Below are 19,859 nucleotides of genomic sequence, written 5' to 3' on the forward strand. Positions count from 1 at the left end.
CGGCGGGCCGCCCCGGGCGCGACCGCGCGGGGTTCACCGGACGGGGGTGTTCACGGCGTGACGATGGCGAAGCCGGGGTCGGGCTCGCCGAGGTGGCCCAGCAGTTCGTCCACCTTCGCGAGGTCGCCGTCGGCCTTCGCCCTCCCCTGCTCCACCAGATCGGTGACGGGTGTCTCACCGAGGAGCAGTTCGCGCAGTGCGTCCTCGTCGAGCGTCACCTCGACGTCCGGCTCGCAGGACGCGGGACCGGTGCCCGTCACATGCGTGAGCACACCGTTGCGCAGCCGCATGCCGACGGGGTCCTGGTCCTTCACGTTCCAGCGTACGCAGATGTCGGCGTCCCAGCTGCGGGGTCCGTCGACGCGGACGGCGAGGGCGTCGAAGAGCTGGTCGAGCGTCAGGGCGCGCAGCAGGTCGGGGGCCGCGGTGGTGGTCGGGGTGCCGACGGGGCCATGGCGCAGTTCCCGTGCACCGGTGAGGTAGAAGTTGCGCCAGGTGCCGTTCTCGCTGCCGTAGCCGAGCTGCTCCAGTGCGTCGGCCTGCAGCTCGCGGGCCTCGGTGTTGTCCGGGTCGGCGAACACCACATGGTTGACGACCTGGACCACCCAGCGGAAGTCCCCGGCCGCGAAGGACTCGCGCGCCCGGCGCAGCACCTCGTCGGCGCCGCCCATGAACGCGACGTACCTCTCGGCGCTCCCGACCGGCGGGTGCTCCCACAGGTGCGCGGGGTTGCCGTCGAACCAGCCCAAGTACCGCTGGTAGACGGCCTTCGTGTTGTGGCTGACCGATCCGTAGTAGCCGTGGGTGTGCCAGGCCCGTTCCAGGGCGGGAGGCAGCTCCATCGCCTCCGCGATCTCCAGGGGGGTGTGGCCCAGGTTGAGCATGCGCAGGGTCTGGTCGTGCAGATAGGCGTAGACGTCGCGCTGCTCGGTGAGGAACTCGACGGCGCGCTCGCGGCCCCAGACCGGCCAGTGGTGCGAGGCGAACGCCACATCGGTGCTGTCGCCGAAGAGGTCGACGGCCTCCGTAAGGTAGCGGGCCCACTCCCTCGGGTCGCGCACCTCGGCGCCGCGCAGCGTCAGCAGGTTGTGCAGATTGTGGGTGGCGTTCTCCGCCATGCAGAGCGCCGCGTGGTCGGGGAAGTGGATGTTCAGTTCGGCGGGGGCCTCGGTGCCGGGCGTCATCTGGAAGACCATCCGGATGCCGTCCACCGTCTCCGTCTGGCCGGTGCGGGTGACGTCCAGCGTGGGCGGGATCAGGCCGACGGAGCCCGTCGACGTGGTCTGGCCGAGCCCCGCGCCGATCTGGCCCCGTTCGCCCTTCGGCAGCGCGGCGCCGTACATGTACGCGGCGCGGCGGGCCATCGCCGTACCCGCGTAGACGTTCTCGCTGACGGCGTGCACCAGGAAGCCCCTGGGGGCGATGACCGGAACCCCGCCCGCGATGTCCTCGTCGCTCACCACGCCCCGTACGCCGCCGAAGTGGTCGACGTGGCTGTGGGTGTACAGGACGCCGGTCACCGGGCGGTCCCCCCGGTGTTCGCGGTACAGGGCGAGGGCGGCGGCAGCGGTCTGGGCGGAGATGAGGGGGTCGATGACCAGGACGCCCCGTTCGCCCTCCACCACCGTCATGTTGGACAGGTCGAAGCCGCGTATCTGGTAGATGCCCTCCACCACTTCGAACAGCCCGTGTGCGGCCGAGAGGCGGCTCTGGCGCCACAGGCTCGGGTTGGCCGTCCCGGGGCAGTCCCCGGTCAGGAACCCGTAGGCCCCGAGGTCCCAGACCGTGCTGCCGTCGGCGTCACGGATCACCGTCTCGGTGGCGGTCCCCATGAACCCCCGGCGCGCGTCGTCGAGGTCGCGGGTGTCGTCGAAGGGGAATCGCCGCAGGATCGCGGAATTGCCGTCCACTACGGGCTGCTGTGCGGGCTTGGCGTCCGGGTTCCGGGTCATCTTCTCGGTCTCCCTCTCGCGTGATCCTGCCGGTCCGCGTACGCGGACGCGTCCGGCCCACCCTCCTCCGGCATGCGGCGCGGCACGATCGGGCCTGCTCCGAACGGGGGACGGCCCTCGGGGCGGTACCGGAACCCGGTGCCGTAGCGGGCGTCGTCGCCCGACCGGAGCTTCGCGGCTTGTGGGACCCGGGGCGAAGTTCCACGATGGCGGTCCTGGATGCGACGGCATCGGGGACGGACATGGCTGACGGGAGGGGCATGAGCAGCGTCGCACCCGCACCCCGCCCCGCGTGCTCCCCGCGCGTCCCACGATGACGCCGCCCGTCCGCGCCCGGGGCCCCCGCCGCAGCAGGGGCTCCCACCGGGCCCGCAACCTGCGCAGCCGCGCCGCGGCCGTTCTCCTGGTCGTGCTCGGCGCCGTCCTCGGGTGGGCCGTACCCCTCTGGGAGCGGCATCTGCCGACGGCAGGACTGGGGTTCGACGCGTCCACGGCGCAGGCGACCCTCGCCGCCATCGCCGGCGGCATGATCACGCTCGCCGGTTTCATCGTCACGGCGATCACGCTCGTGATCCAGACCGTCCAGTCGATGTCTCCCCGGCTGGTCGCGGCGCTGGGACACTTCAGCCGGTACCTCGTGCTCTTCGGACTCCTGATCGGCACCGCCCTGTACGCGCTCGTGGCCCTCAGCCAGGTGCGGGAGTCCCATGTCCCCCGGGGAGGCGTCACCTTCGCCGTGGGGCTGGTGCTGGTCGACTCCGTCGTGGTGCTGCGCCTCCTGGCCTCCCTGCGGCACGCGGTGACCGGCGGCGGGCTCTCGCGCGCGGTCGGGGAGCGGCTCCGCACCGTCATCGACCAGGCGTATCCGCCGGGGCCCGCGGTGCCCGCGCCGCCCACCGGTGATGCCGACCGTGCCGACCGCGTACCTGTCATGCGCGGGGGCAGGCCGGCCGTACTGCTCTCCGTCGACGAACCGAAGCTCGTACGGATCGCCGCCCGCCACGATCTGCGGATCCGCTTCGTCCACACCATCGGGGACTTCGTCGGGGCCCACGACACGGTCGCGTTCCTGGAGCCGGCCCACGACCGGGGCGTCGGCGCGGGCACCCGCCTGGCGAAGCACGTCGCCGCCTGCGTCCGGTACGGCCCCAGCCGCACCGTGGAGCAGGACGCCCCGTACGGGTTCCGGCTGCTGGCCGACATCACGGTCAGGGCCCTCTCTCCGGCCGTGAACGACCCGACGACGGCGGTGCAGTCCCTGGACCAGATCGAGGACGCGCTCCTGAAACTGTCGCAGCGCTCCCTGGGCGACGCCTGGCTGCTCGACGCGACCGGCGCTCCCCGGGTGTCGTACCCCTCGCCCGGCTGGGCGGACCTCGTCTCGCTCGCCCTGGACGAGACGCTCATGTACGGGTCGTCCAACCCGCAGGTCGTCCGGCGCCTGCGGGCGTTGCTGGAGCGCGTGAGCGCTGCCGCGCCGCCGTCGCGCCGAGAGGAACTCGCCCGGCGCACGGCCGCGTTGGAACGCCTGTCCTCGGCGGCCCTCCCCGATCCGCTGCTGTCGGCGGTGGCCGATGTACCCGATCGCCAGGGGCTGGGCGGATCGTCGCCCCGGGGCGGTTCCCCCGGCTGAGGCCGAGGGCGGACGATCACCCGTCGGATCACGGGGCCGCCGGCCGGCTGTGGCCGTCCATGGTGTCGTCCGGAACCAGGGAGCGGATGCGGGGTATCGGCGAGGGCAGCAGCCAGAGCAGCGACAGGGCTCCGCCGACGGCCGCGACGAGGAGGGTCGCCCGCAGGCCGATGAAGGTGGCGAGCAGCCCGCCGACGACGGCGCCGACCGGGCGTACGCCGTAATTGATCGTGCTGTACGCGCCGGCCACGCGACTGCGCATGCCGTCCGGGATCACCGTGGCCTGGAGGGAGTTGAGGTTGACGTCGAACAGCATGACGCCGAAGCCCGAGAGGAACTGGGCGGCGGCCAGGGCCCCGGCCCGGAGCCAGAGCGGGCCGTCCGCGGCGGCGGCGATGGCGATCGGCGCCGGGAACAGCACCGAGCCCATGACGATGCCGCGCCCCACACCGAAGCGTCGCGAGAGCCTCGGGGCGAGCACGGCGCCGAGGAGGGAACCGGTCGCGCCGGTCCCGAACGCGATGCCGATCACCGCGGCGGAGAGCCCGAGGGTCCGGTCCGCGAACAGCACGAACAGCCCGCTGCCCGCCACGAAGGTGAAGAAGTTGACGGTTGCCGCGCAGCCGAGTCCGGCCCGCAGCACCGGGTGCCGGACGACGAAGGTCAGGCCGTCCCTGGCCCGCCTCAGCAGCAAGGACGCCTCCGTGGCAGCGGGCGGTGGTTCCTCGACCGGAACCCTGCCGATCAGGACCGCCGACACCAGGAAGGTCAGGGCGTCCACCACGACGGCCACGGGCGCGGTGAGCACCTGGACCAGGGGGCCGCCGACGGCCGGGCCGACGACGTACGAGGCGGACCGCGCGGCGCTGAGTCTGCTGTGGACATCAACGTAGGACGCGCGCGGCACGAGACGCACGAAGAAGGGCGGCCAGGCGGTGTTGAACAGCACCCCGGCGGCACCGGTCAGCAACGCCACGACGTACAACTGCCCCAGTGTCACCGCGTCCAGGAGGTAGGCCGCCGGGAGGCTGAGCAGCACCGCGGCCCGCGCCAGGTCGGCGAGGATCATCAGACGGCGTTTGCGGGTCCGCTGGTCGACCCAGGCGCCGAGGACCATGGCGAGCAGGTTCGGGGTCCAGACGAGCGCGGTCAGCCACGCCACCTGGTTGGCCGTGGCGTCCAGGGCGCCGACAGCGATCAGGGGCAGGGCCAGTTCGGTGATCCGGTCACCGAACTGGGAGACCGACTGACCGGCCCAGAAGCGGCGGAACCGCAGGTCCCGCCACAGCGATGGCGGGGCGCTCCGGTCCGGGGCGGTCACGGTGTCCGTCCGGTCTGCTCCTCGGCGCCTTCCGGCAGGACGTAACGCAGCAGCCGGACACCGCGGGCATCGGCGGGCCGCTCGTCCACGTCACGGGTGACGTACGGCGCGAGCACGCGCTCGATCCCCTCCTCGATGGCGGCGAGCTCCTCGGCGGAGACGACGACGCGGGTGTTGGCCAGCCCGGCCTGGCCGAGCCACGCCGGATCGAGTGCGGGTTCGACCTCGGCGGCCCACCGGGCCGGGAGGTCGGCGGAGCGCCGGAACATCTCCTGCGACAGCGCCCGTGCGGCCGACCGGCCCTCCTCGTCGGCCGGGTCCTGCGGCGTCCTGAACCGGAAGCCGCCTGCCGCCGCCTCCCATCGCCGTTGCCGGCGGTCCGGGCCCGGCTCGCTGTCGCGGACCAGTCCGAAGCCCGCCAGATGGCGCAGATGCCAGCTGGTCACGGACGGCGTCGCGCCCACGTCGGGCGCGAGCTGGGTTGCGGTCGCGGGCCCGTGCCGCCGAAGGCGGTCGAGGATGGCCAGCCGCACCGGGTGCGCCAGCGCCCGCATGGCCTGTGGATCGGTGATCTCGATATCGCCCAGGCGATCAGGGGAATCCATGACGTGAGAGCTTCCTCTCATATTTTGTGAGAGTCAACTCTCACATCTTGCTCCGCAGGCCGCGGGCGGTCCTCCGGTGGCGAAGTCCGCAGGGTGCACCGACGCTTGTCCCTACCTGCCGATCCCGGTAGGGGCGGAGTCTGATAGGGGTGAATGCGTGTCGGATTCCGGTGCACCCGTCCCCGAGTCGGAAGGGACCGACGCCATGGGGGCGGCGATCCTGCACACCTTGTTCGCCCAGTCCGCCGTGGGGCTGCATGTACTGGACACACAGCTGCGGGTGGTCCGGGCGAACCTCCTGCCCGACGACGTTCCCGCCGAGCTCCTCGCGGGGCGGTACTTCACCGACGCGTACCGGCTGGAACGGCCGCACGAGGCGGAGCGGGTGCTGCGCGACGTGCTGGACAGCGGGGCGGCCGTGCGCGGTCTCGTGGTCCGCGGCCGGCTCGTGGACGGGGCCGGGCCCGACCGCAGCCTGAAGGTGTCCGTGAACCGGCTGGACGACGCGCGGGGGCGGACGCTCGGGCTGCTGGCCACGGTCGTCGATGTCGACGAGCAGGAGAAGGCGCGCACCCGGTCGGCGTGCCTGGCGGCGGTGCGTACCCGGGTGGGCAGGTCGCTCGATGTGGCGGCCACCTGTGAGGGGCTGGTCGCGGCCGTGGTGCCGGTCTTCGCCGACCTGGCCGTCGTCGAGGTGGTGGACGAGGTGCTGCGGGGGTCGGATCCGCCGCCGGGGCCGCTGGGGCACGACGTGCCGCTGCGCCGCGTGGCCCTACGGGGGCACGGTGCGGACGGTCACCGCGACGGGCTCGTCGGCGAGATGCGCCGGCTGCCCGCCCGTACGCCCTACGCGCTGGCCGTGTCCGACCTCCGGCCCCGCCTGGTCCGGCTCGGCCCCCGTACACCCTGGCTCTCCACGGCCCCCGAGAGCGCGCGGCTGATCGAGGCGACCGGGGCCCACTCCATGATCGTGGTGCCGCTGAAACTGCACGGCGCGGTCCTCGGCCTGGTGAGTCTCTACCGGTGCCGGGATTCGGAACCCTTCGTGGAGGACGATCTCCCGATGACGCTGACGGCCGCCGCCCACGTAGCCCTCAGCATCGACAACGCACGGCAGTACGAGCGCGACCATGTGATCGCGTCCACGGTCCAGCGCCGGCTCCTGCCGCAGCGCGACAACGGCAACGTCGCCCTGGACACCGCACATGTCCTGCTGCCCGGACGCAACAGCGGGTCCTGGTTCGACACCATCGGCCTCTCCGGTGCCCGCACCGCCCTGATCGTCGGCGCCGTCGACGGACCCGGGCTCCAGACGGCCATCACCATGGGCCAGCTGCGGACCGCCCTGCACGCGTTGGCCGGACTCGACCTGGAGCCCGACGAGGTACTGGCCAGGCTGGCCGACACCACCGAACGCCTCGCCAGGGAACGGGAGGCACTGCCGCCCATGGACCGGCTGCTCGGACAGACCCTCACGGGCACGTGCATGTACGCCGTCCACGACCCGTTCGCCGGTACCTGCACCATCGCGCGGGCGGGGAACGCGACAGCGGGCCTCATCACCCCCGACGGCACCACGGCCCCCCTGGACGTACCCGAGGGGCCCCGGCTCTTCTCCGGCGACAGCGCCCTCTTCGCCACCGCCACCTTCGCCCTGGACGAAGGCAGCGTCCTGGCGTTCTTCTCCGGCACCCCGATACCCACGGGCCGGCAGCCCGCCGGTCTGCGCGAGGCCCTCGCCAGGCCCGGCCGCAGTCTCCAGGACCTGTGCGACGACGTGGTCTACAACCTGCCGGCCGACGCGCACCCCGAGGGCGCCGCCCTCCTCCTGGCCCGCACCGGCGTCGTTCCGCCGGACCGGTTCTCGACCTGGGACCTGCCCAGCGACCTGACCTCGCCGGGCGTCGCCCGCACGCTCATGCGCGACCGGCTCGACAGCTGGCACCTCGACGAGGAGACGATCGAGGCGACCGAACTCATCGTCAGCGAACTGGTCACCAACGCCGTCCGTCACGGCGCCCCTCCGCTGCGGCTCCGGCTGATCCTGGACCGCACGCTCACCTGCGAAGTGCACGACGGCAGCTCGGTCGCGCCCCATCTGTACCACGCCCGCACCGTCGACGAGGGCGGGCGCGGGCTGTTCATCGTCTCCCAGCTCGCCGCCCACTGGGGCACCCGGTACGGCGCCGACGGCAAGACCCTGTGGACCGAGCAGGAGATCGGCTCCGCCACGGACGACCACTGACCGGCGCGGCACGGCCGGGCCCGTGCGAGGCGCCGGGCCCGTGCGAGGCGCCGGGCCCGTGCGAGGCGCCGGGCCCGTGCGAGGCGCCGGGCCCGTGCGAGGCGGCTGGGCGCACAACGGGTGCGCGCCGGGCCATTGCCCCCGGACAGCAACAGTGGTTGGCTGGACAACAAAAGATATGAATCGGGGTTCAGACCATGGCCTACCGACCCACCGCCCGTACGGAGGCGACCCGGCTCGCCCACCGTGAACGGCTGCTCGACGCCGCGCGGGAGCTGCTGGCGGAGGGCGGATACTCGGCGGCCGGCGTCTCCGCGCTCGCCCGGCGGGCCGGCGTGGCCACCGGCAGCGTGTACAACCACTTCGCCTCCAAGCAGGAACTGCTCGCCGCGGTCTTCCGGCACGTCGCGGGCCATGAGCTCGACGCGGTACGGGAGGCGGTCCAGGCACGGCGCGGCGCCACCGATCAGCTGCGCGCGCTCGTCGAGGTCTTCTCCCACCGCGCGCTGCGCAGTCCGCGCACGGCCTGGGCGCTGCTGGCCGAACCGGTCGACCCGCTCGTCGAGGAGGAGCGGCTCACCTACCGGCGCGGCTACCACATGCTCGCCGAGACGGTCATCGTCGCCGGGATCGAGGCAGGCGAACTGCCCCAGCAGAACGCCCGGTTGTCGGCCGCCGCCGTGATCGGGGCGGTCGGCGAGGCGCTGCTCGGCCCGCTCTCGCCGGTCGGCGCGCGCACCGACCCGGGGCCCGTCGTGGAGAGCATCACCGCGCTGTGTCTCAGAGCGGTCGGGGCCGGCGGTACCTGACCCGGGCCGCCCACCCGCCGTACCGGCCCGCCCCGGTTCGCTTCCCTCGCCGCCCCGACCGTCTACCAGGACAGGATCACCCGCCATGACCGTCACCCCGCACCGGACCGACCTGCGGCCCGGGGCCCCCGCTCCGCACCCCACCCACGAGGTCACCAACCAGGCACCGCCCCGGGTGGACCTGGACGAGTACGGCACCAACCTGCCGCTCGCCGAGGCCGTCCGCGCCTTCGGGGCGGCCTGGCACGAACCGGAGCTGCACGAGATCGGCGCCCTGGTCGGCTCCGAGCGCTTCCAGACCGCCACGGAGCTCGCCCACGGCTCGCCGCCCGTCCTGCGCACCCACGACCGGTACGGCAACCGCGTCGACGAGATCGAGTTCCACCCCGCGTACCACGAGATCATCGGCAAGGCCGTGCACCACGGCACGCACACCGCGGGCTGGGCCGACCCGAAGCCCGGGGCTGCCGTGGCACGGGCGGCGTCCTTCATGCTGTTCGCCCAGATCGAGCCCGGCCACGCCTGCCCGATGTCCATGTCTCATGCCGTGGTCCCGGTGCTCCAGCGCGATCCGGAGGTGGGCCGGGACTGGCTGCCGGGTCTGCTCAGCCGTGCGTACGACCCCCGGCTGATCGCCCCGGGCGAGAAGTCCGGGCTCACCTTCGGCATGGGGATGACGGAGAAGCAGGGCGGCTCCGACGTACGCGCCAACACCACACGGGCCGTCCCGCTGGCCTCCGACCCCGAGGGCCGGGCCCATCTGCTGACCGGGCACAAGTGGTTCTTCTCCGCCCCGCAGTCGGACGCCTTCCTGGTGCTCGCCCAGGCCGAGGCCGGACTCACCTGCTTCCTCGTGCCGCGGGTCCTGGCCGACGGCACCCGCAACACGGTCCGGATCCAGCGGCTGAAGAACAAGCTCGGCAACAAGTCGAACGCCTCCTCCGAGGTGGAGTTCGACGGCACCTGGGCGGTCCGGGTCGGCGAGCCGGGCCGCGGAGTCCCGACCATCATCGAGATGGTCAACCACACCCGGCTCGACTGTGTGCTGGGCACCACCGCGGGCATGCGGCAGTCGGTGTCCGAGGCGATCTGGCACGCCCGGCACCGCAGCGCCTTCGGTGCCCGGCTGGCCGACCAGCCGGCCATGACGGCGGTCCTCGCCGACCTGGCGCTGGAGACGGAGGCCGCGACCTGGACCTCGCTGCGCCTGGCCCGCGCGTACGAGAACGGCAGCGGCGAGTCGGAGGAGATGTTCCGCCGGCTGGCCACCGCGGTGTCCAAGTACTGGATCTGCAAGCGCGGCCCGCACCACGCCTACGAGGCGCTGGAGTGCCTGGGCGGCAACGGCTACACCGAGGACTGGCCGCTGGCCCGGCGCTACCGCGAGCAGCCGGTGATGGCGGTGTGGGAGGGGTCGGGCAACGTGATCGCCCTCGATGTGCTGCGGGGCATCGGGCGTACACCGCAGTCGCTGGACGCCTTCTGGGCCGAGCTGGAGACCACGGCCGGTGCCAGTTCCGTACTGGACGCGCATGTCCGCCGGGTGCGCCGGGAGCTGGCCGACGACCTGCGCGACCCGCTCGCGGCGCAGACCCGGGCGCGGGCCTCGGTCGAGGGCATGGCGCTGGCCCTGCAGGCCTCGCTGATGCTCCGTCACGCTCCCGCCGCGTCGGCCGAGGCGTTCGTGGCCGCCCGGCTCGGCGAGGGCCGCGGCCACCAGTACGGCATCCTGCCGCGCGGCACCGACGCCGCCGCGATCGTGGAGCGGCACTTCGGCGCCGCGGACTGAGCCGTCGGGGGTGTGCGCGGGCGGGCGGGCCGGGGCCGGGCCGGGCTCCCGCCCCCCGCTTGCCGGCCGGTCTAGGGTTGGCCGCATGGAGTCGAGACCCCGCACCCTGTGGCTGCGTACCGAGCCCCTGCACGCCGTGCTCTACTTCGACCAGGAGTGCCGGGGCATCGGGAGGTCCGTCGGTCTCAAGGGCTTCTGGATGGGGTACTTCGCCACCCGTACGGCCCCCATGGGGCGGATCCGCCCGGAGGCCGCCACCGCCGTCCTGGGTGTCTTCGCGCCGGGCATGGTGGCCCGTGCGCTGCCCGACGCCTGGCGGGTCGTCACCCCCGAGAAGCTCACCGACCTGCGCGCCCGGCTCGCCGCGAGCGCGCTGCGCAGGTTCGTCCCGGAGATCGACGCCCTCGCCGGCCCGCTCATCCCGCCGCTCACCGCGATGGTGGCCGACGCCTCCCCGCAGGCCCGCCCGCTGTTCGCCGCCAACCGGCCGCTGTGCGACCGCACCGACCCGGTGGAGAGCCTGTGGCAACTCACCACCGCGCTGCGGGAGTTCCGGGGTGACGCGCACAACGCAGCACTCGCCGACCACGGTCTCGACGCCCCCGAGGCCCTGGTGCTCGCCGCTGCCACGGGCCGTGTCCCGCGCGAGGGCATCCGGCTCGACCGCGGTTGGAGCGAGGCGGAGTGGGCGGACGCCGGGGAACGGCTCCGCTCCCGCGGCCTGATCGACGCGGAGTCCGCTGCCACGCCACGCGGCCGTCGGGAACGGGAGCTCGTAGAGGCCACCACCGACCGGCTGGCCGCCCGGCTGCTGCGTCCCCTCGCCGAGAGCGCGGTGGACGAACTGCTCGCCGCCCTGGAGCTGCCGGCCCGGCAGGTACTGGCCGCGAATGTGCTGCCGTTCCCCAACCCGATCGGCCTGCCCGGGACGGTCTGACGGCTGTCGTCGCACGCCCGCCGGGGGCTGTGGAACAGCCTCGAAGATCTGACGGCTGTCGTCGCACACCTGCCGGGGGCTGCGGAACAGCCCTCAGGCACCTCCGGTCGCCGGGTCCGGGCGGGGCCGGGCCAGCAGGATCACCGAGCACACCGCCGCGAAGGCGCACCACGTCGAGACGAATTCCAGCCGCCACAGTGCCGCACAGACGGCGGCCCCGACGGCGGCCAGCGCCCCGAGCCGCCTCAGCACCGGGTCCCCGGCCAGGAGCAGGGCGCCGACCGTGGCCAGGAGGTAGCCGGCGACCAGGATTCCGGGGCGGGGCAGGTCGAGGGCGTAGCCGAGGGTGTGCCCACGGATCTCGGCGGTCACCGGACGGGTCGCCAGGGCGTACGCGAGGGCGACGGCGGTCACGGTTCCGGCCGCGAGCGGGGCCAGCAGGCGGCGCCGGGCACCCGGCCGGGCGGCGCACAGCGCCCCCAGCGGGACCCACAGCGGCAGCACCGGCAGGGCGATGACGGCCCAGGCGAGGGTGGCGGGGCCGGTTCCGCCGCCCGAGCTCCAGATCACCGACTCGATGATCTGGTGGGCGCCGAGCAGCAGCGGCAGCGCCGCGAGCGGCAGATCGCGCACCCGGCGCACCCGCGCCACGCACACCACCCCGATGGCCGCGATGCCCGTTCCGGCGACGAGGTCGGCGGTCGCACTCCAGCACATGGTGTCCCCCAGGGACCCGGCGGTACGCAATCGTTCACTTCCGCGACGACGTTACCGTTCCGGGGCGCGGCGATGGATCGCCCCGGCCGTGTCCGTGAGCGGGCTGCCCGTGCCGCCCCAGCGCAGGGCGACGATCTCCGCGGCGATCGAGACGGCCACCTCCTCGGGGGTGCGTGCCCCGAGGTCGAGGCCGACGGGGGAACGCAGCCGGGCCAGTTCCGCTTCGCCGAGACCCGTCTCGCGCAGCCGGGCCAGCCGGTCCTCGTGGGTCCGGCGGCTGCCCATGGCGCCGATGTAGGCGGCCGGGAGACGGAGCGCCACCTCCAGCAGCGGGACGTCGAACTTGGGGTCATGGGTGAGTACGCACATCACGGTCCGCCCGTCGGTCTGCGTGCCGCGCAGATACCGGTGCGGCCAGTCGACGACGACCTCCGCACCGGCGGGGAAGCGCCGGGCGTCGGCGAAGGCGGGGCGGGCGTCGCAGACGGTGACCCGGTATCCGAGGAACGCGCCGATCCGGGCCACCGCCGCCGCGAAGTCGATCGCGCCGAAGACCAGCATCCGGGGCGGCGGGGCGAACGACTGGAGGAACACGGCGACATCGTCCTCGCGCCGTTCACCATGGGGGCCGTAGTGCCGCAACCCCGTTGCGCCCTGGGCGAGTTCCCCGCGTGCGTCAGCGGTCACGGCGGCGTCCAGGCCGCTCGCGCCCAGCGACCCCGACACGGTGTCCGGCCGGACCGCGAGGGCGGCACCGCGTGGGGCGGGTCCATCGGTCACGGTGGCGACCACCACCGGGCGGTGCCCGGCGACCGCCGCCGCGACCTCGCCGAAGGTGGGGTCGGACGCCGCCGTCACCGGGCGTACGAGGAGTGTGATCTCGCCACCGCAGGTCAGTCCGACGGCGAAGGCGTCCTCGTCGCTGTATCCGAAGGTCTCCAGTCCGGCCCGGCCGGTCTCCACGACCTCCTTGGCGAGTTCGAGGACCGCTCCCTCGACGCAGCCGCCGGAGACGCTGCCCACGACCTCGTCGTCCGGCCCCACCGCCATCGCCGCGCCGGGGCCGCGCGGCGCGCTGCGGCTGACCGCGACGACGGTGGCGAGCCCGAACGGCTCGCCCGCGGCGTACCAGCGGCCGAGCACCGGCAGGATCTCGCGCATCGCGGGCCACCTTGCTCCCGGATGCTCAGGCCGTGCTGTCGGTCCACGCGTAGGGCGGGGTCACCGGGCCGCTCGCGGGTCCGGCGCCCATGTTCTCCAGGTCCGTGTCGGCGGCCTTCATCAGCTGGGCGGCCACGTCCTTCATGGCACGGCTCGCCGCGAGTTCGTCGCCGATGGCCGGTACGTCCACGTCCTGCGGGTTGCAGCGGGCGACACCGTGTCCGGTGAGTTTCGTGGAGCCGGTGTCCAGCACCGCCTCCGCCCTGGTCGTCCCGTCGTCCTCGGTCAGACCGAGGCGCAGCCTCCACTCCAGTGTGCGGGTCATCGCGCACCTCCTGCGGCCGCGTCCGGTCGCGATGCGCCGCCTCGACGCGGTCCTGCCACCAGCATCCACCCGGCCGGGCGGGTTCGCGCGTTCCGGCCCGTCCCCGGGGATCGAACCGCCGGAACTCGCCCTGCGGGGATCGCATCGCCGAAATAGGATGCGGGGTGTCGAATTCCACCGGCGGCGGGCGATGCCGCCGCCCGGAATCCGGTCCGTCGGCGCCCCGGCCGGCCCCGTCGCGGCAGGCCCCGTGCCGTGCGGACAACCGCAGTGCGGAGCGGCCCATGAACCGGCGTCGTCCTCCCCGTTCGGCGAGCGCCGAGGAGTTGCTCACCACGCTGCAGCAGCTCACCTCCCGGGCCCGCCGCGAGGTGGAGCTGCACCGGGCCCGGGTGGAACTGGCCGAGGTGCTCCAGCGCGAGATGCTCCCGGCGGCGCTGCCCGCGCGCCCGGGGCTCCAGACCGCTGCCCGGTACACGCCCGCCCGCAACGGGCTGGACATCGGCGGCGACTGGTACGACGCCTTCGTGCTGCCGGACGGTGCGCTGGCCTTCGCCATCGGGGACGTGCAGGGCCACGACGTCGAGGCCGCCGCGTTCATGGGGCAGGTACGCATCGCCATGCGGGCGATAGCCGCCACCGCCCCGGACCCCGGCGAGGTCGTGGGCCGGACCAACGACCTGCTGGTCTCGGTGGGCTCCGGCCTCTTCGCGACCTGTACGTTCGTCCGTCTCGACCCGGTGTCCCGGGAGCTGCAGAGCGCCCGCGCCGGGCATGTCGCCGCGGTGTGGGCCACGGCCGACGGGCGGTCCGGGGTGACCAGTGACGAGGGTGGGCTGCCGCTCGGGATCCAGGCGGGCGAGCGCTATCCGGTCACCCGGCGGAGGCTGACCGCGCCGGGCGCGTTCGTCCTGGTCACGGACGGGGTGGTGGAGGGGCCTTCGTTCCCGATCGACCAGGGTCTGGACGCGGTGACCCGGCTGGTGCGGGCACGGGTCGGCGCCGACGCCGGCGAGCTGGCCGACGTGGTGCTGCGGGCGGCGGAGCAGACCGGTCACCAGGACGACGCCGCCGTGCTCGTGGTGCGGCACGGAACCGTCCCCGGCCGGTGCTGAAACCGCGACCTTCCGGGTGAAGCGTGTCAAACAGTCGCCACCCGTCCGGGGCAGTGTCTGATGAGATGCGTGATCCGCAGCGAAAGAACCAGACGTGCGGCCGCGGCCGCGCCCCGTGTCCTGGCCGTGACCGCTGCCTACTACGCGGCCGGGGGGCTCGGCCTCATCCGGGAGGTGTCCGTCCATGGCGCGGTCGTCACCCCGCTCTGGGCGCCGACGGGCATCGCACTGGGTGCCCTGATCCACCTGGGTCTGCGTGCCTGGCCCGGGATCGCGCTGGGCTCCCTCCTCGTCGTCGCCACGCTCACCGGCTCGGTCACGCCCTCCACCTTCGCCGTCGTGGCGGGCAACACCGCGGCCCCGGTGTGCTCGTACCTGATACTGCGCAGAGCCGGCTTCCGCAAGGAGCTGGACAGGTTGCGCGACGGGGTCATGCTGGTCTTCCTCGGCGCGCTGGCCGGGATGGTCATCAGCGCGACCGTGGGCACGGGCATGCTGGCGCTGAACGGGAAGCTGCCGCTGAACGGGTTCTGGCCGGTCTGGGCCGCGTGGTGGTCGGGGGACGCGATGGGGGTGCTCGTGGTCACCCCCGTGCTGCTCGTGCTGCACAGGCTGCGGATGCCCCGGGCCACCGACCGGTGGATCGAGGCGAGCGCGCTGCTGATCGTCGCCGTCACGGTCTCCCTGGTGGCGACCCGGAGCTCACTGTCGATGATCTATCTGGTCTTTCCGGTGCTCATCTGGGCGGCCCTGCGTTTCCAGCTGGCGGGAAGCGCGCCCTGCGCCCTGCTGGTGTCGGTCCTGGCGGCGGTCGCGGGAACGCAGGGGGTGGGTCCGTTCGAGGGGCGGACGCTCCTTCACGTGATGATCAACCTCACCGTGCTCAACGGCTGCGTGGCGCTGACCGCGCTGCTGCTCGCGGCGGTCGTGACCGAGCAGAGCAATATCCGGCAGAGGATCGAACGCGCCTGCGAGGAACTGGCCGAAGTGGTCGATCATCTGGCACCGGGAAGGGCCGCGGCCGCGTGGCCGTCCCGGCCCGAGGACGAACCCGACGGCCACTGAGCACCACACTTCCCCGGCACCACTGACGGAAACAATCCGGCCAGTGGCCGTCACCGCATGCGTCCTCGCTCGTTTGTTGGCCGGGGATGGTCTCCCGACAGCGCGCTGTCGCGGATGAACCTGGTGGACACGCCCAGCAGTTGACCGGCGTACATGTCCGCACACAACCCGATTCAGGTGCATTCCAAATGCCAACACTTACTCACAGACCAAGAGATCCGGCGCGGAACGGGACGAGATCCGAGTCAGTGCGCATGTCTGAATTTCACGAGAACTCCAGCGAAATGGCACGTCTGTGGATATCGTGCACCGAGCGAGGGCGCATCCGTCAGTCCATGAGATCGGCGGATGCGCCCCGTTTGTGACGATGCGACTGTGACTGGGGGGTTCATGGGGCATGTCGAGCTACCCGATTCGGACAGATCAGGACCCGTGGGACTGGCGGGGGCGCCACGTCCACGCACCGTCTCGAATCGGCCTCGCAGCAACGGACTCGATGAATTGTGGAGGGCACCGGCCGCACCGCGCGAGCGGTCCGGAGCGGCACCCGCGAAGAGCAGGGCGACCCGGCGCGTGCCGGTGGTCGTCGGCGCCGAGTTCCTCGGCCTCGGGGTTCCGGCCCTGCTCGTCCTGCGTACCGGCGGGCAGCCCCGGGCCGTGCTGGCCGCGGCCGTGGCCGCGCTGGCGTGGTCCGGTCTGCGGGCCGTACGCGGCAGGTACGCGGAACGGTCCCCGGGCGGACCACCGGGGGTGCTGAGCACGACCGGCGACTGGCTGCTGCTCATAGGCGTGCTCGCCGTGCTGCACACGGCGAGCGGCGCTGCGCTCGACCCCGCGACGGCCGTGGTGGCGTTACTGCCCGGCCTGCCGGCGGGCATCGCGGCGCAGGCCCTGCGGCGGCTGCCGTGGCCGGGTCGCCCGCCACGGGCGGTCCGGCGGGTGCTGGTGGTGGGCGAGGCTCCGGGCGTGGACCGCGCCGTCCGACTGCTCGCGTCCCGTGCCGACCATCCGTACGCGGTCGTGGCCGCGGTCCCGGTGGGGACCGCACCGCTGGAGTGCGGGGTCCCGGTGCCGGGCCGGCTCGCACCGGCGCCGGCCGACGACGACGTGTCGACCGTCCTGGGCGGGGCGTTCGCGCAGGACGCGGACCTGGCGCTGGTGGTTCCCGGGCCCCAGCTCTCCGAGGAACGGCTGTGCCGGCTCTCCTGGGGGCTGCACGACGGCGGGCTCGCGCTGTCCGTGCTCCCGGGGCTCTCGGGCATCGCGGCCGGCCGGGTCCGGGCCACCGCCGCCGCCGGGCTCACCCTGCTGCACATCGCGCCCCCGCTGCGCCGTGGGCCGCAACCGGCCCTGAAGGCCGTGGTGGACCGCGTCGGCGCCGCCCTCGGCCTGCTGGTGCTGACGCCCCTGCTGGTCCTGATCGGGGCGGCGGTGCGGTTCGGCTCCGACGGGCCGGTGTTCCACCGCCAGATCCGTCAGGGGCAGCACAACCGGCCATTCACGATGTGGAAGTTCCGCACCATGGTGACCGACGCCGAGAGCCACAAGCAGCGGCTTCTCGCCACGAACGAGATCGACGGTCCGATGTTCAAGATGCGCCGCGATCCCCGGGTGACCGGAATCGGCCGTCTGCTCCGCCGGACATCCCTCGACGAGCTCCCGCAACTGCTCAATGTGCTCCGCGGCGACATGTCGCTGGTCGGCCCACGCCCCCCGCTTCCGGAGGAGGTGTCCCGGTACGACGAGCGCGAGTTCCGGCGGCTCGCCGTGAAACCGGGACTGACCGGGCTGTGGCAGGTCAGCGGGCGCTCCGACCTGTCCTGGCAGGAGACGGTCTCGCTCGATCTGTGGTACGTCGACAACTGGTCGGTGGCCACGGACCTGGGACTCATGGCCCGTACACTGCGCGCCGTCACCGACGGCCGCGGGGCGTACTGAGAGCGGCGGCCGTCGATGCCAGGAGTGCCAAGTACCCGTCCGTGCAGAGCTGTTCGGCCGGAACCACGGTCCGGATCAGCTCTGCGCGGGCTGCCGTTCCAGCCACCACGCGTAGGTCTGGGCGATCCCGTCACGCAGCGCGACCCTCGGTGCGAAGCCGAGCGAGGCGAGCCGGGAGACGTCGAGCAGTTTGCGCGGGGTGCCGTCGGGTTTCGTCGTGTCCCACTCGACCTTTCCCCGGTACTCCGTCACTTCCTGTACGAGAGAGGCGAGTTCACGGATCGTCAGATCCTCGCCGCAGCCGATGTTGACCGGTTCGTCGCCGTCGTAACGCTCCAGCAGCAGGAGGCAGGCGGCGGCCAGGTCGTCCACGTGCAGGAACTCCCGGCGCGGGCTGCCGGAGCCCCAGAGCGTGACCGTGGGCGCACCGTCCCGGCGCGCCTCGTGGAAGCGGCGGATCAGCGCGGGCAGTACGTGCGAGGACTCCAGGTCGAAGTTGTCGCCCGGTCCGTAGAGGTTGGTGGGCATGGCGCTGATGTACGAGGCGCCGTACTGCCGGCGGTAGGAGCGGGTCTGCACGATTCCGGCGATCTTGGCCAGTGCGTACGCCTCGTTGGTCGGCTCCAACGGGCCGGTGAGCAGGGCGCTTTCGGGGATCGGCTGCGGGGCGAGCCTGGGGTAGATGCAGGACGAGCCGAGGAAGAGCAAGCGCTCGACCCCGGCCGTGTGCGCCCCGGCGACGACGCTCAGCTGGATGCGCAGATTGTCCTCCAGGAACTGGACCGGGTACGTGCTGTTGGCCATGATCCCGCCGACCCTGGCGGCGGCCAGCACCACGGCCTGCGGACGGACCTCGCGCAGGAACGCCTCGGTCCGTGCGGCATCGCGGAGATCGAGTCGGTCGCGATCGCGGGTGATCACCTCGTGCCCCTCGTCGGTGAGGCGGCGCACCACGGCCGAGCCGACCAGGCCGCGGTGGCCCGCGACGAACACGCGGGCACCGGATCGTAGGAGGGAACGAACGGATTCCTGGGGAGGGCCGGGGAGATCAGTCGTCATGGCCCGGATTCTGCCAGCACCGGCGGACCGCGGTGATGTTTTGCCGCAGAACGCTCAATCCCGATATTTCGGCGGGAAGTATTCGGTGCGGAACAACAGCCACTGAAGTGATCAGAGAGCGACCAGAGAAGGGGGAGTCGTGGCGAAGACCGCGCTCATCACCGGTGTGACCGGACAGGACGGCTCGTACCTGTCCGAGCTGCTGCTCGACAAGGGGTACACGGTCCATGGCCTGATACGCCGCTCGTCGAGCTTCAACACCGAGCGCATAGACCACATCTACCAGGGACCGGAGGAGGAGAACCGCTCGTTCGTCCTGCACCACGCCGACCTCGCCGACGGAGTCGCGCTGGTGAACCTGCTGCGCGACATCCGGCCGGACGAGGTCTACAACCTGGGTGCGCAGTCGCACGTCCGCGTGTCGTTCGACGCACCGCTGTACACGGGTGACATCACCGGTCTCGGCACCATCCGGCTGCTGGAGGCGGTCCGTGCCAGCGGGATCGACACCCGGGTATACCAGGCCTCCTCGTCCGAGATGTTCGGCGCCACCCCGCCGCCGCAGAACGAGGGAACGCCGTTCCATCCGCGCAGCCCGTACAGCGTCGCCAAGGTGTACTCGTACTGGTCCACGGTCAACTACCGTGAGGCGTACGGCATGTTCGCGGTCAACGGGATCCTCTTCAACCACGAGTCACCGCGCCGCGGCGAGACCTTCGTGACCCGGAAGATCACGCGCGGGGTGGCCCGGATCAAGGCGGGTCTGCAGACCCATCTCCACCTGGGCAATCTCGACGCCGTACGCGACTGGGGGTACGCCCCCGAGTACGTCGAGGCGATGTGGCGGATGCTCCAGTGCGACGTCCCGGACGACTATGTGGTGGCCACGGGCGAGGGCGTCAGTGTGCGGGAGTTCCTGGAGTACGCCTTCGCGCACGCGGGCCTGGACTGGCGCGAGCACGTCCGCCACGACGCCAAGTACGAACGCCCCAGCGAGGTCGACGCCCTGATCGGGGACGCCACCAAGGCCGAGGAACTACTCGGCTGGAAACCGGTCGTGCGCTCGCGGGAGCTCGCCAGGATCATGGTCGAGGCCGACATCCGCCAGCTCTCCGACCAACTGGCCGGAGCGGCCGTGCGAGTGGACCGATGACACCGCCGCGCACCCACATGACAGCCGGCACCACC

Annotated in this window: 16 protein-coding genes; 9 read left to right on the forward strand and 7 right to left on the reverse strand. The window is 72.8% G+C overall.

The window, feature by feature from the left end; genetic code table 11:
• Positions 1 to 50: 50 nt before the first annotated feature.
• Positions 51 to 1,952, reverse strand: coding sequence for an alkyl/aryl-sulfatase (locus ACFYY1_RS23200; protein ID WP_388588469.1), 1,902 nt, complete (start codon positions 1,950 to 1,952; stop codon positions 51 to 53).
• 313 nt (positions 1,953 to 2,265) lie between these two features.
• On the opposite strand from ACFYY1_RS23200, the gene ACFYY1_RS23205 reads away from it, so the two are divergent.
• A complete protein-coding gene (locus tag ACFYY1_RS23205) occupies positions 2,266 to 3,585 on the forward strand; it encodes a DUF2254 family protein (RefSeq protein ID WP_388588472.1) in 1,320 nt (439 codons plus the stop codon).
• Between the two features lie 28 nt (positions 3,586 to 3,613).
• On the opposite strand, the gene ACFYY1_RS23210 is transcribed toward ACFYY1_RS23205, so the two are convergent.
• Together ACFYY1_RS23210 and ACFYY1_RS23215 are read right to left on the reverse strand one after the other, a co-directional pair.
• On the reverse strand, positions 3,614 to 4,906 hold the full coding sequence (locus ACFYY1_RS23210) for an MFS transporter (RefSeq protein ID WP_388588475.1): 1,293 nt from the start codon (positions 4,904 to 4,906) through the stop codon (positions 3,614 to 3,616).
• On the reverse strand, positions 4,903 to 5,511 hold the full coding sequence (locus ACFYY1_RS23215) for an ArsR/SmtB family transcription factor (protein ID WP_388588477.1): 609 nt from the start codon (positions 5,509 to 5,511) through the stop codon (positions 4,903 to 4,905). Before ACFYY1_RS23215 ends, ACFYY1_RS23210 begins: the two co-directional genes overlap by 4 nt.
• Positions 5,512 to 5,668: 157 nt before the next feature.
• Between ACFYY1_RS23215 and ACFYY1_RS23220 the strand changes: the two genes are divergently transcribed.
• The 4 genes from ACFYY1_RS23220 to ACFYY1_RS23235 all read left to right on the forward strand — a co-directional run bounded on the left by ACFYY1_RS23220 (position 5,669) and on the right by ACFYY1_RS23235 (position 11,291).
• On the forward strand, positions 5,669 to 7,756 hold the full coding sequence (locus ACFYY1_RS23220) for a SpoIIE family protein phosphatase (RefSeq protein ID WP_388588479.1): 2,088 nt from the start codon (positions 5,669 to 5,671) through the stop codon (positions 7,754 to 7,756).
• Positions 7,757 to 7,953: 197 nt separating this feature from the next.
• Entirely contained in the window at positions 7,954 to 8,565 is a 612-nt protein-coding gene (locus ACFYY1_RS23225; RefSeq protein WP_388588481.1) for a TetR/AcrR family transcriptional regulator, read from the forward strand.
• An 85-nt stretch (positions 8,566 to 8,650) separates the two neighbouring features.
• On the forward strand, positions 8,651 to 10,354 hold the full coding sequence (locus ACFYY1_RS23230) for an acyl-CoA dehydrogenase family protein (protein ID WP_388588484.1): 1,704 nt from the start codon (positions 8,651 to 8,653) through the stop codon (positions 10,352 to 10,354).
• An 85-nt stretch (positions 10,355 to 10,439) separates the two neighbouring features.
• Positions 10,440 to 11,291: a hypothetical protein gene (locus ACFYY1_RS23235; protein WP_388588487.1), complete on the forward strand. Its 852-nt coding sequence runs from the start codon at positions 10,440 to 10,442 to the stop codon at positions 11,289 to 11,291.
• A 93-nt stretch (positions 11,292 to 11,384) separates the two neighbouring features.
• On the opposite strand, the gene ACFYY1_RS23240 is transcribed toward ACFYY1_RS23235, so the two are convergent.
• From ACFYY1_RS23240 to ACFYY1_RS23250, 3 genes are read right to left on the reverse strand one after another with little or no spacing between them, the layout of a single operon-like run.
• Complete coding sequence (locus ACFYY1_RS23240; RefSeq protein ID WP_388588490.1) at positions 11,385 to 12,008, reverse strand: DUF6629 family protein; 624 nt, start codon at positions 12,006 to 12,008, stop codon at positions 11,385 to 11,387.
• A gap of 51 nt (positions 12,009 to 12,059) precedes the next feature.
• Complete coding sequence (locus tag ACFYY1_RS23245) at positions 12,060 to 13,169, reverse strand: XdhC family protein (protein WP_388588492.1); 1,110 nt, start codon at positions 13,167 to 13,169, stop codon at positions 12,060 to 12,062.
• A gap of 25 nt (positions 13,170 to 13,194) precedes the next feature.
• Entirely contained in the window at positions 13,195 to 13,494 is a 300-nt protein-coding gene (locus ACFYY1_RS23250; RefSeq protein ID WP_388588494.1) for a DUF1876 domain-containing protein, read from the reverse strand.
• Positions 13,495 to 13,778: 284 nt separating this feature from the next.
• Between ACFYY1_RS23250 and ACFYY1_RS23255 the strand changes: the two genes are divergently transcribed.
• The 3 genes from ACFYY1_RS23255 to ACFYY1_RS23265 all read left to right on the forward strand — a co-directional run bounded on the left by ACFYY1_RS23255 (position 13,779) and on the right by ACFYY1_RS23265 (position 17,612).
• Positions 13,779 to 14,609, forward strand: a complete 831-nt coding sequence (locus ACFYY1_RS23255; protein WP_388588496.1) for a PP2C family protein-serine/threonine phosphatase — start codon at positions 13,779 to 13,781, stop codon at positions 14,607 to 14,609.
• Between the two features lie 69 nt (positions 14,610 to 14,678).
• Positions 14,679 to 15,674, forward strand: a complete 996-nt coding sequence (locus tag ACFYY1_RS23260; RefSeq protein WP_388588499.1) for an MASE1 domain-containing protein — start codon at positions 14,679 to 14,681, stop codon at positions 15,672 to 15,674.
• A 390-nt stretch (positions 15,675 to 16,064) separates the two neighbouring features.
• A complete protein-coding gene (locus ACFYY1_RS23265; protein ID WP_388588700.1) occupies positions 16,065 to 17,612 on the forward strand; it encodes a sugar transferase in 1,548 nt (515 codons plus the stop codon).
• 75 nt (positions 17,613 to 17,687) lie between these two features.
• Here the strand turns inward: ACFYY1_RS23265 and ACFYY1_RS23270 are convergent, their stop codons facing one another.
• Positions 17,688 to 18,671, reverse strand: coding sequence for a GDP-L-fucose synthase family protein (locus tag ACFYY1_RS23270; protein WP_388588501.1), 984 nt, complete (start codon positions 18,669 to 18,671; stop codon positions 17,688 to 17,690).
• A gap of 139 nt (positions 18,672 to 18,810) precedes the next feature.
• On the opposite strand from ACFYY1_RS23270, the gene gmd reads away from it, so the two are divergent.
• Positions 18,811 to 19,824, forward strand: coding sequence for a GDP-mannose 4,6-dehydratase (gmd, locus tag ACFYY1_RS23275; RefSeq protein WP_388588504.1), 1,014 nt, complete (start codon positions 18,811 to 18,813; stop codon positions 19,822 to 19,824).
• Positions 19,825 to 19,859: the final 35 nt, after the last annotated feature.

The sequence above is a fragment of the Streptomyces sp. NPDC001890 genome (genome assembly GCF_042891445.1).
In the GTDB taxonomy this organism is placed as follows: Bacteria; Actinomycetota; Actinomycetes; order Streptomycetales; family Streptomycetaceae; genus Streptomyces.

What these genes read in the sequence shown, in the direction of transcription:
- ACFYY1_RS23200 (WP_388588469.1), bottom strand. Translation starts at nt 1,952, where the DNA reads ATGACCCGGAACCCGGACGCCAAGCCCGCACAGCAGCCCGTAGTGGAC.
- ACFYY1_RS23205 (WP_388588472.1), top strand. Translation starts at nt 2,266, where the DNA reads ATGACGCCGCCCGTCCGCGCCCGGGGCCCCCGCCGCAGCAGGGGCTCC.
- ACFYY1_RS23215 (WP_388588477.1), bottom strand. Translation starts at nt 5,511, where the DNA reads ATGGATTCCCCTGATCGCCTGGGCGATATCGAGATCACCGATCCACAG.
- ACFYY1_RS23225 (WP_388588481.1), top strand. Translation starts at nt 7,954, where the DNA reads ATGGCCTACCGACCCACCGCCCGTACGGAGGCGACCCGGCTCGCCCAC.
- ACFYY1_RS23230 (WP_388588484.1), top strand. Translation starts at nt 8,651, where the DNA reads ATGACCGTCACCCCGCACCGGACCGACCTGCGGCCCGGGGCCCCCGCT.
- ACFYY1_RS23235 (WP_388588487.1), top strand. Translation starts at nt 10,440, where the DNA reads ATGGAGTCGAGACCCCGCACCCTGTGGCTGCGTACCGAGCCCCTGCAC.
- ACFYY1_RS23240 (WP_388588490.1), bottom strand. Translation starts at nt 12,008, where the DNA reads ATGTGCTGGAGTGCGACCGCCGACCTCGTCGCCGGAACGGGCATCGCG.
- ACFYY1_RS23245 (WP_388588492.1), bottom strand. Translation starts at nt 13,169, where the DNA reads ATGCGCGAGATCCTGCCGGTGCTCGGCCGCTGGTACGCCGCGGGCGAG.
- ACFYY1_RS23250 (WP_388588494.1), bottom strand. Translation starts at nt 13,494, where the DNA reads ATGACCCGCACACTGGAGTGGAGGCTGCGCCTCGGTCTGACCGAGGAC.
- ACFYY1_RS23255 (WP_388588496.1), top strand. Translation starts at nt 13,779, where the DNA reads ATGAACCGGCGTCGTCCTCCCCGTTCGGCGAGCGCCGAGGAGTTGCTC.
- ACFYY1_RS23265 (WP_388588700.1), top strand. Translation starts at nt 16,065, where the DNA reads ATGGGGCATGTCGAGCTACCCGATTCGGACAGATCAGGACCCGTGGGA.
- ACFYY1_RS23270 (WP_388588501.1), bottom strand. Translation starts at nt 18,671, where the DNA reads ATGACGACTGATCTCCCCGGCCCTCCCCAGGAATCCGTTCGTTCCCTC.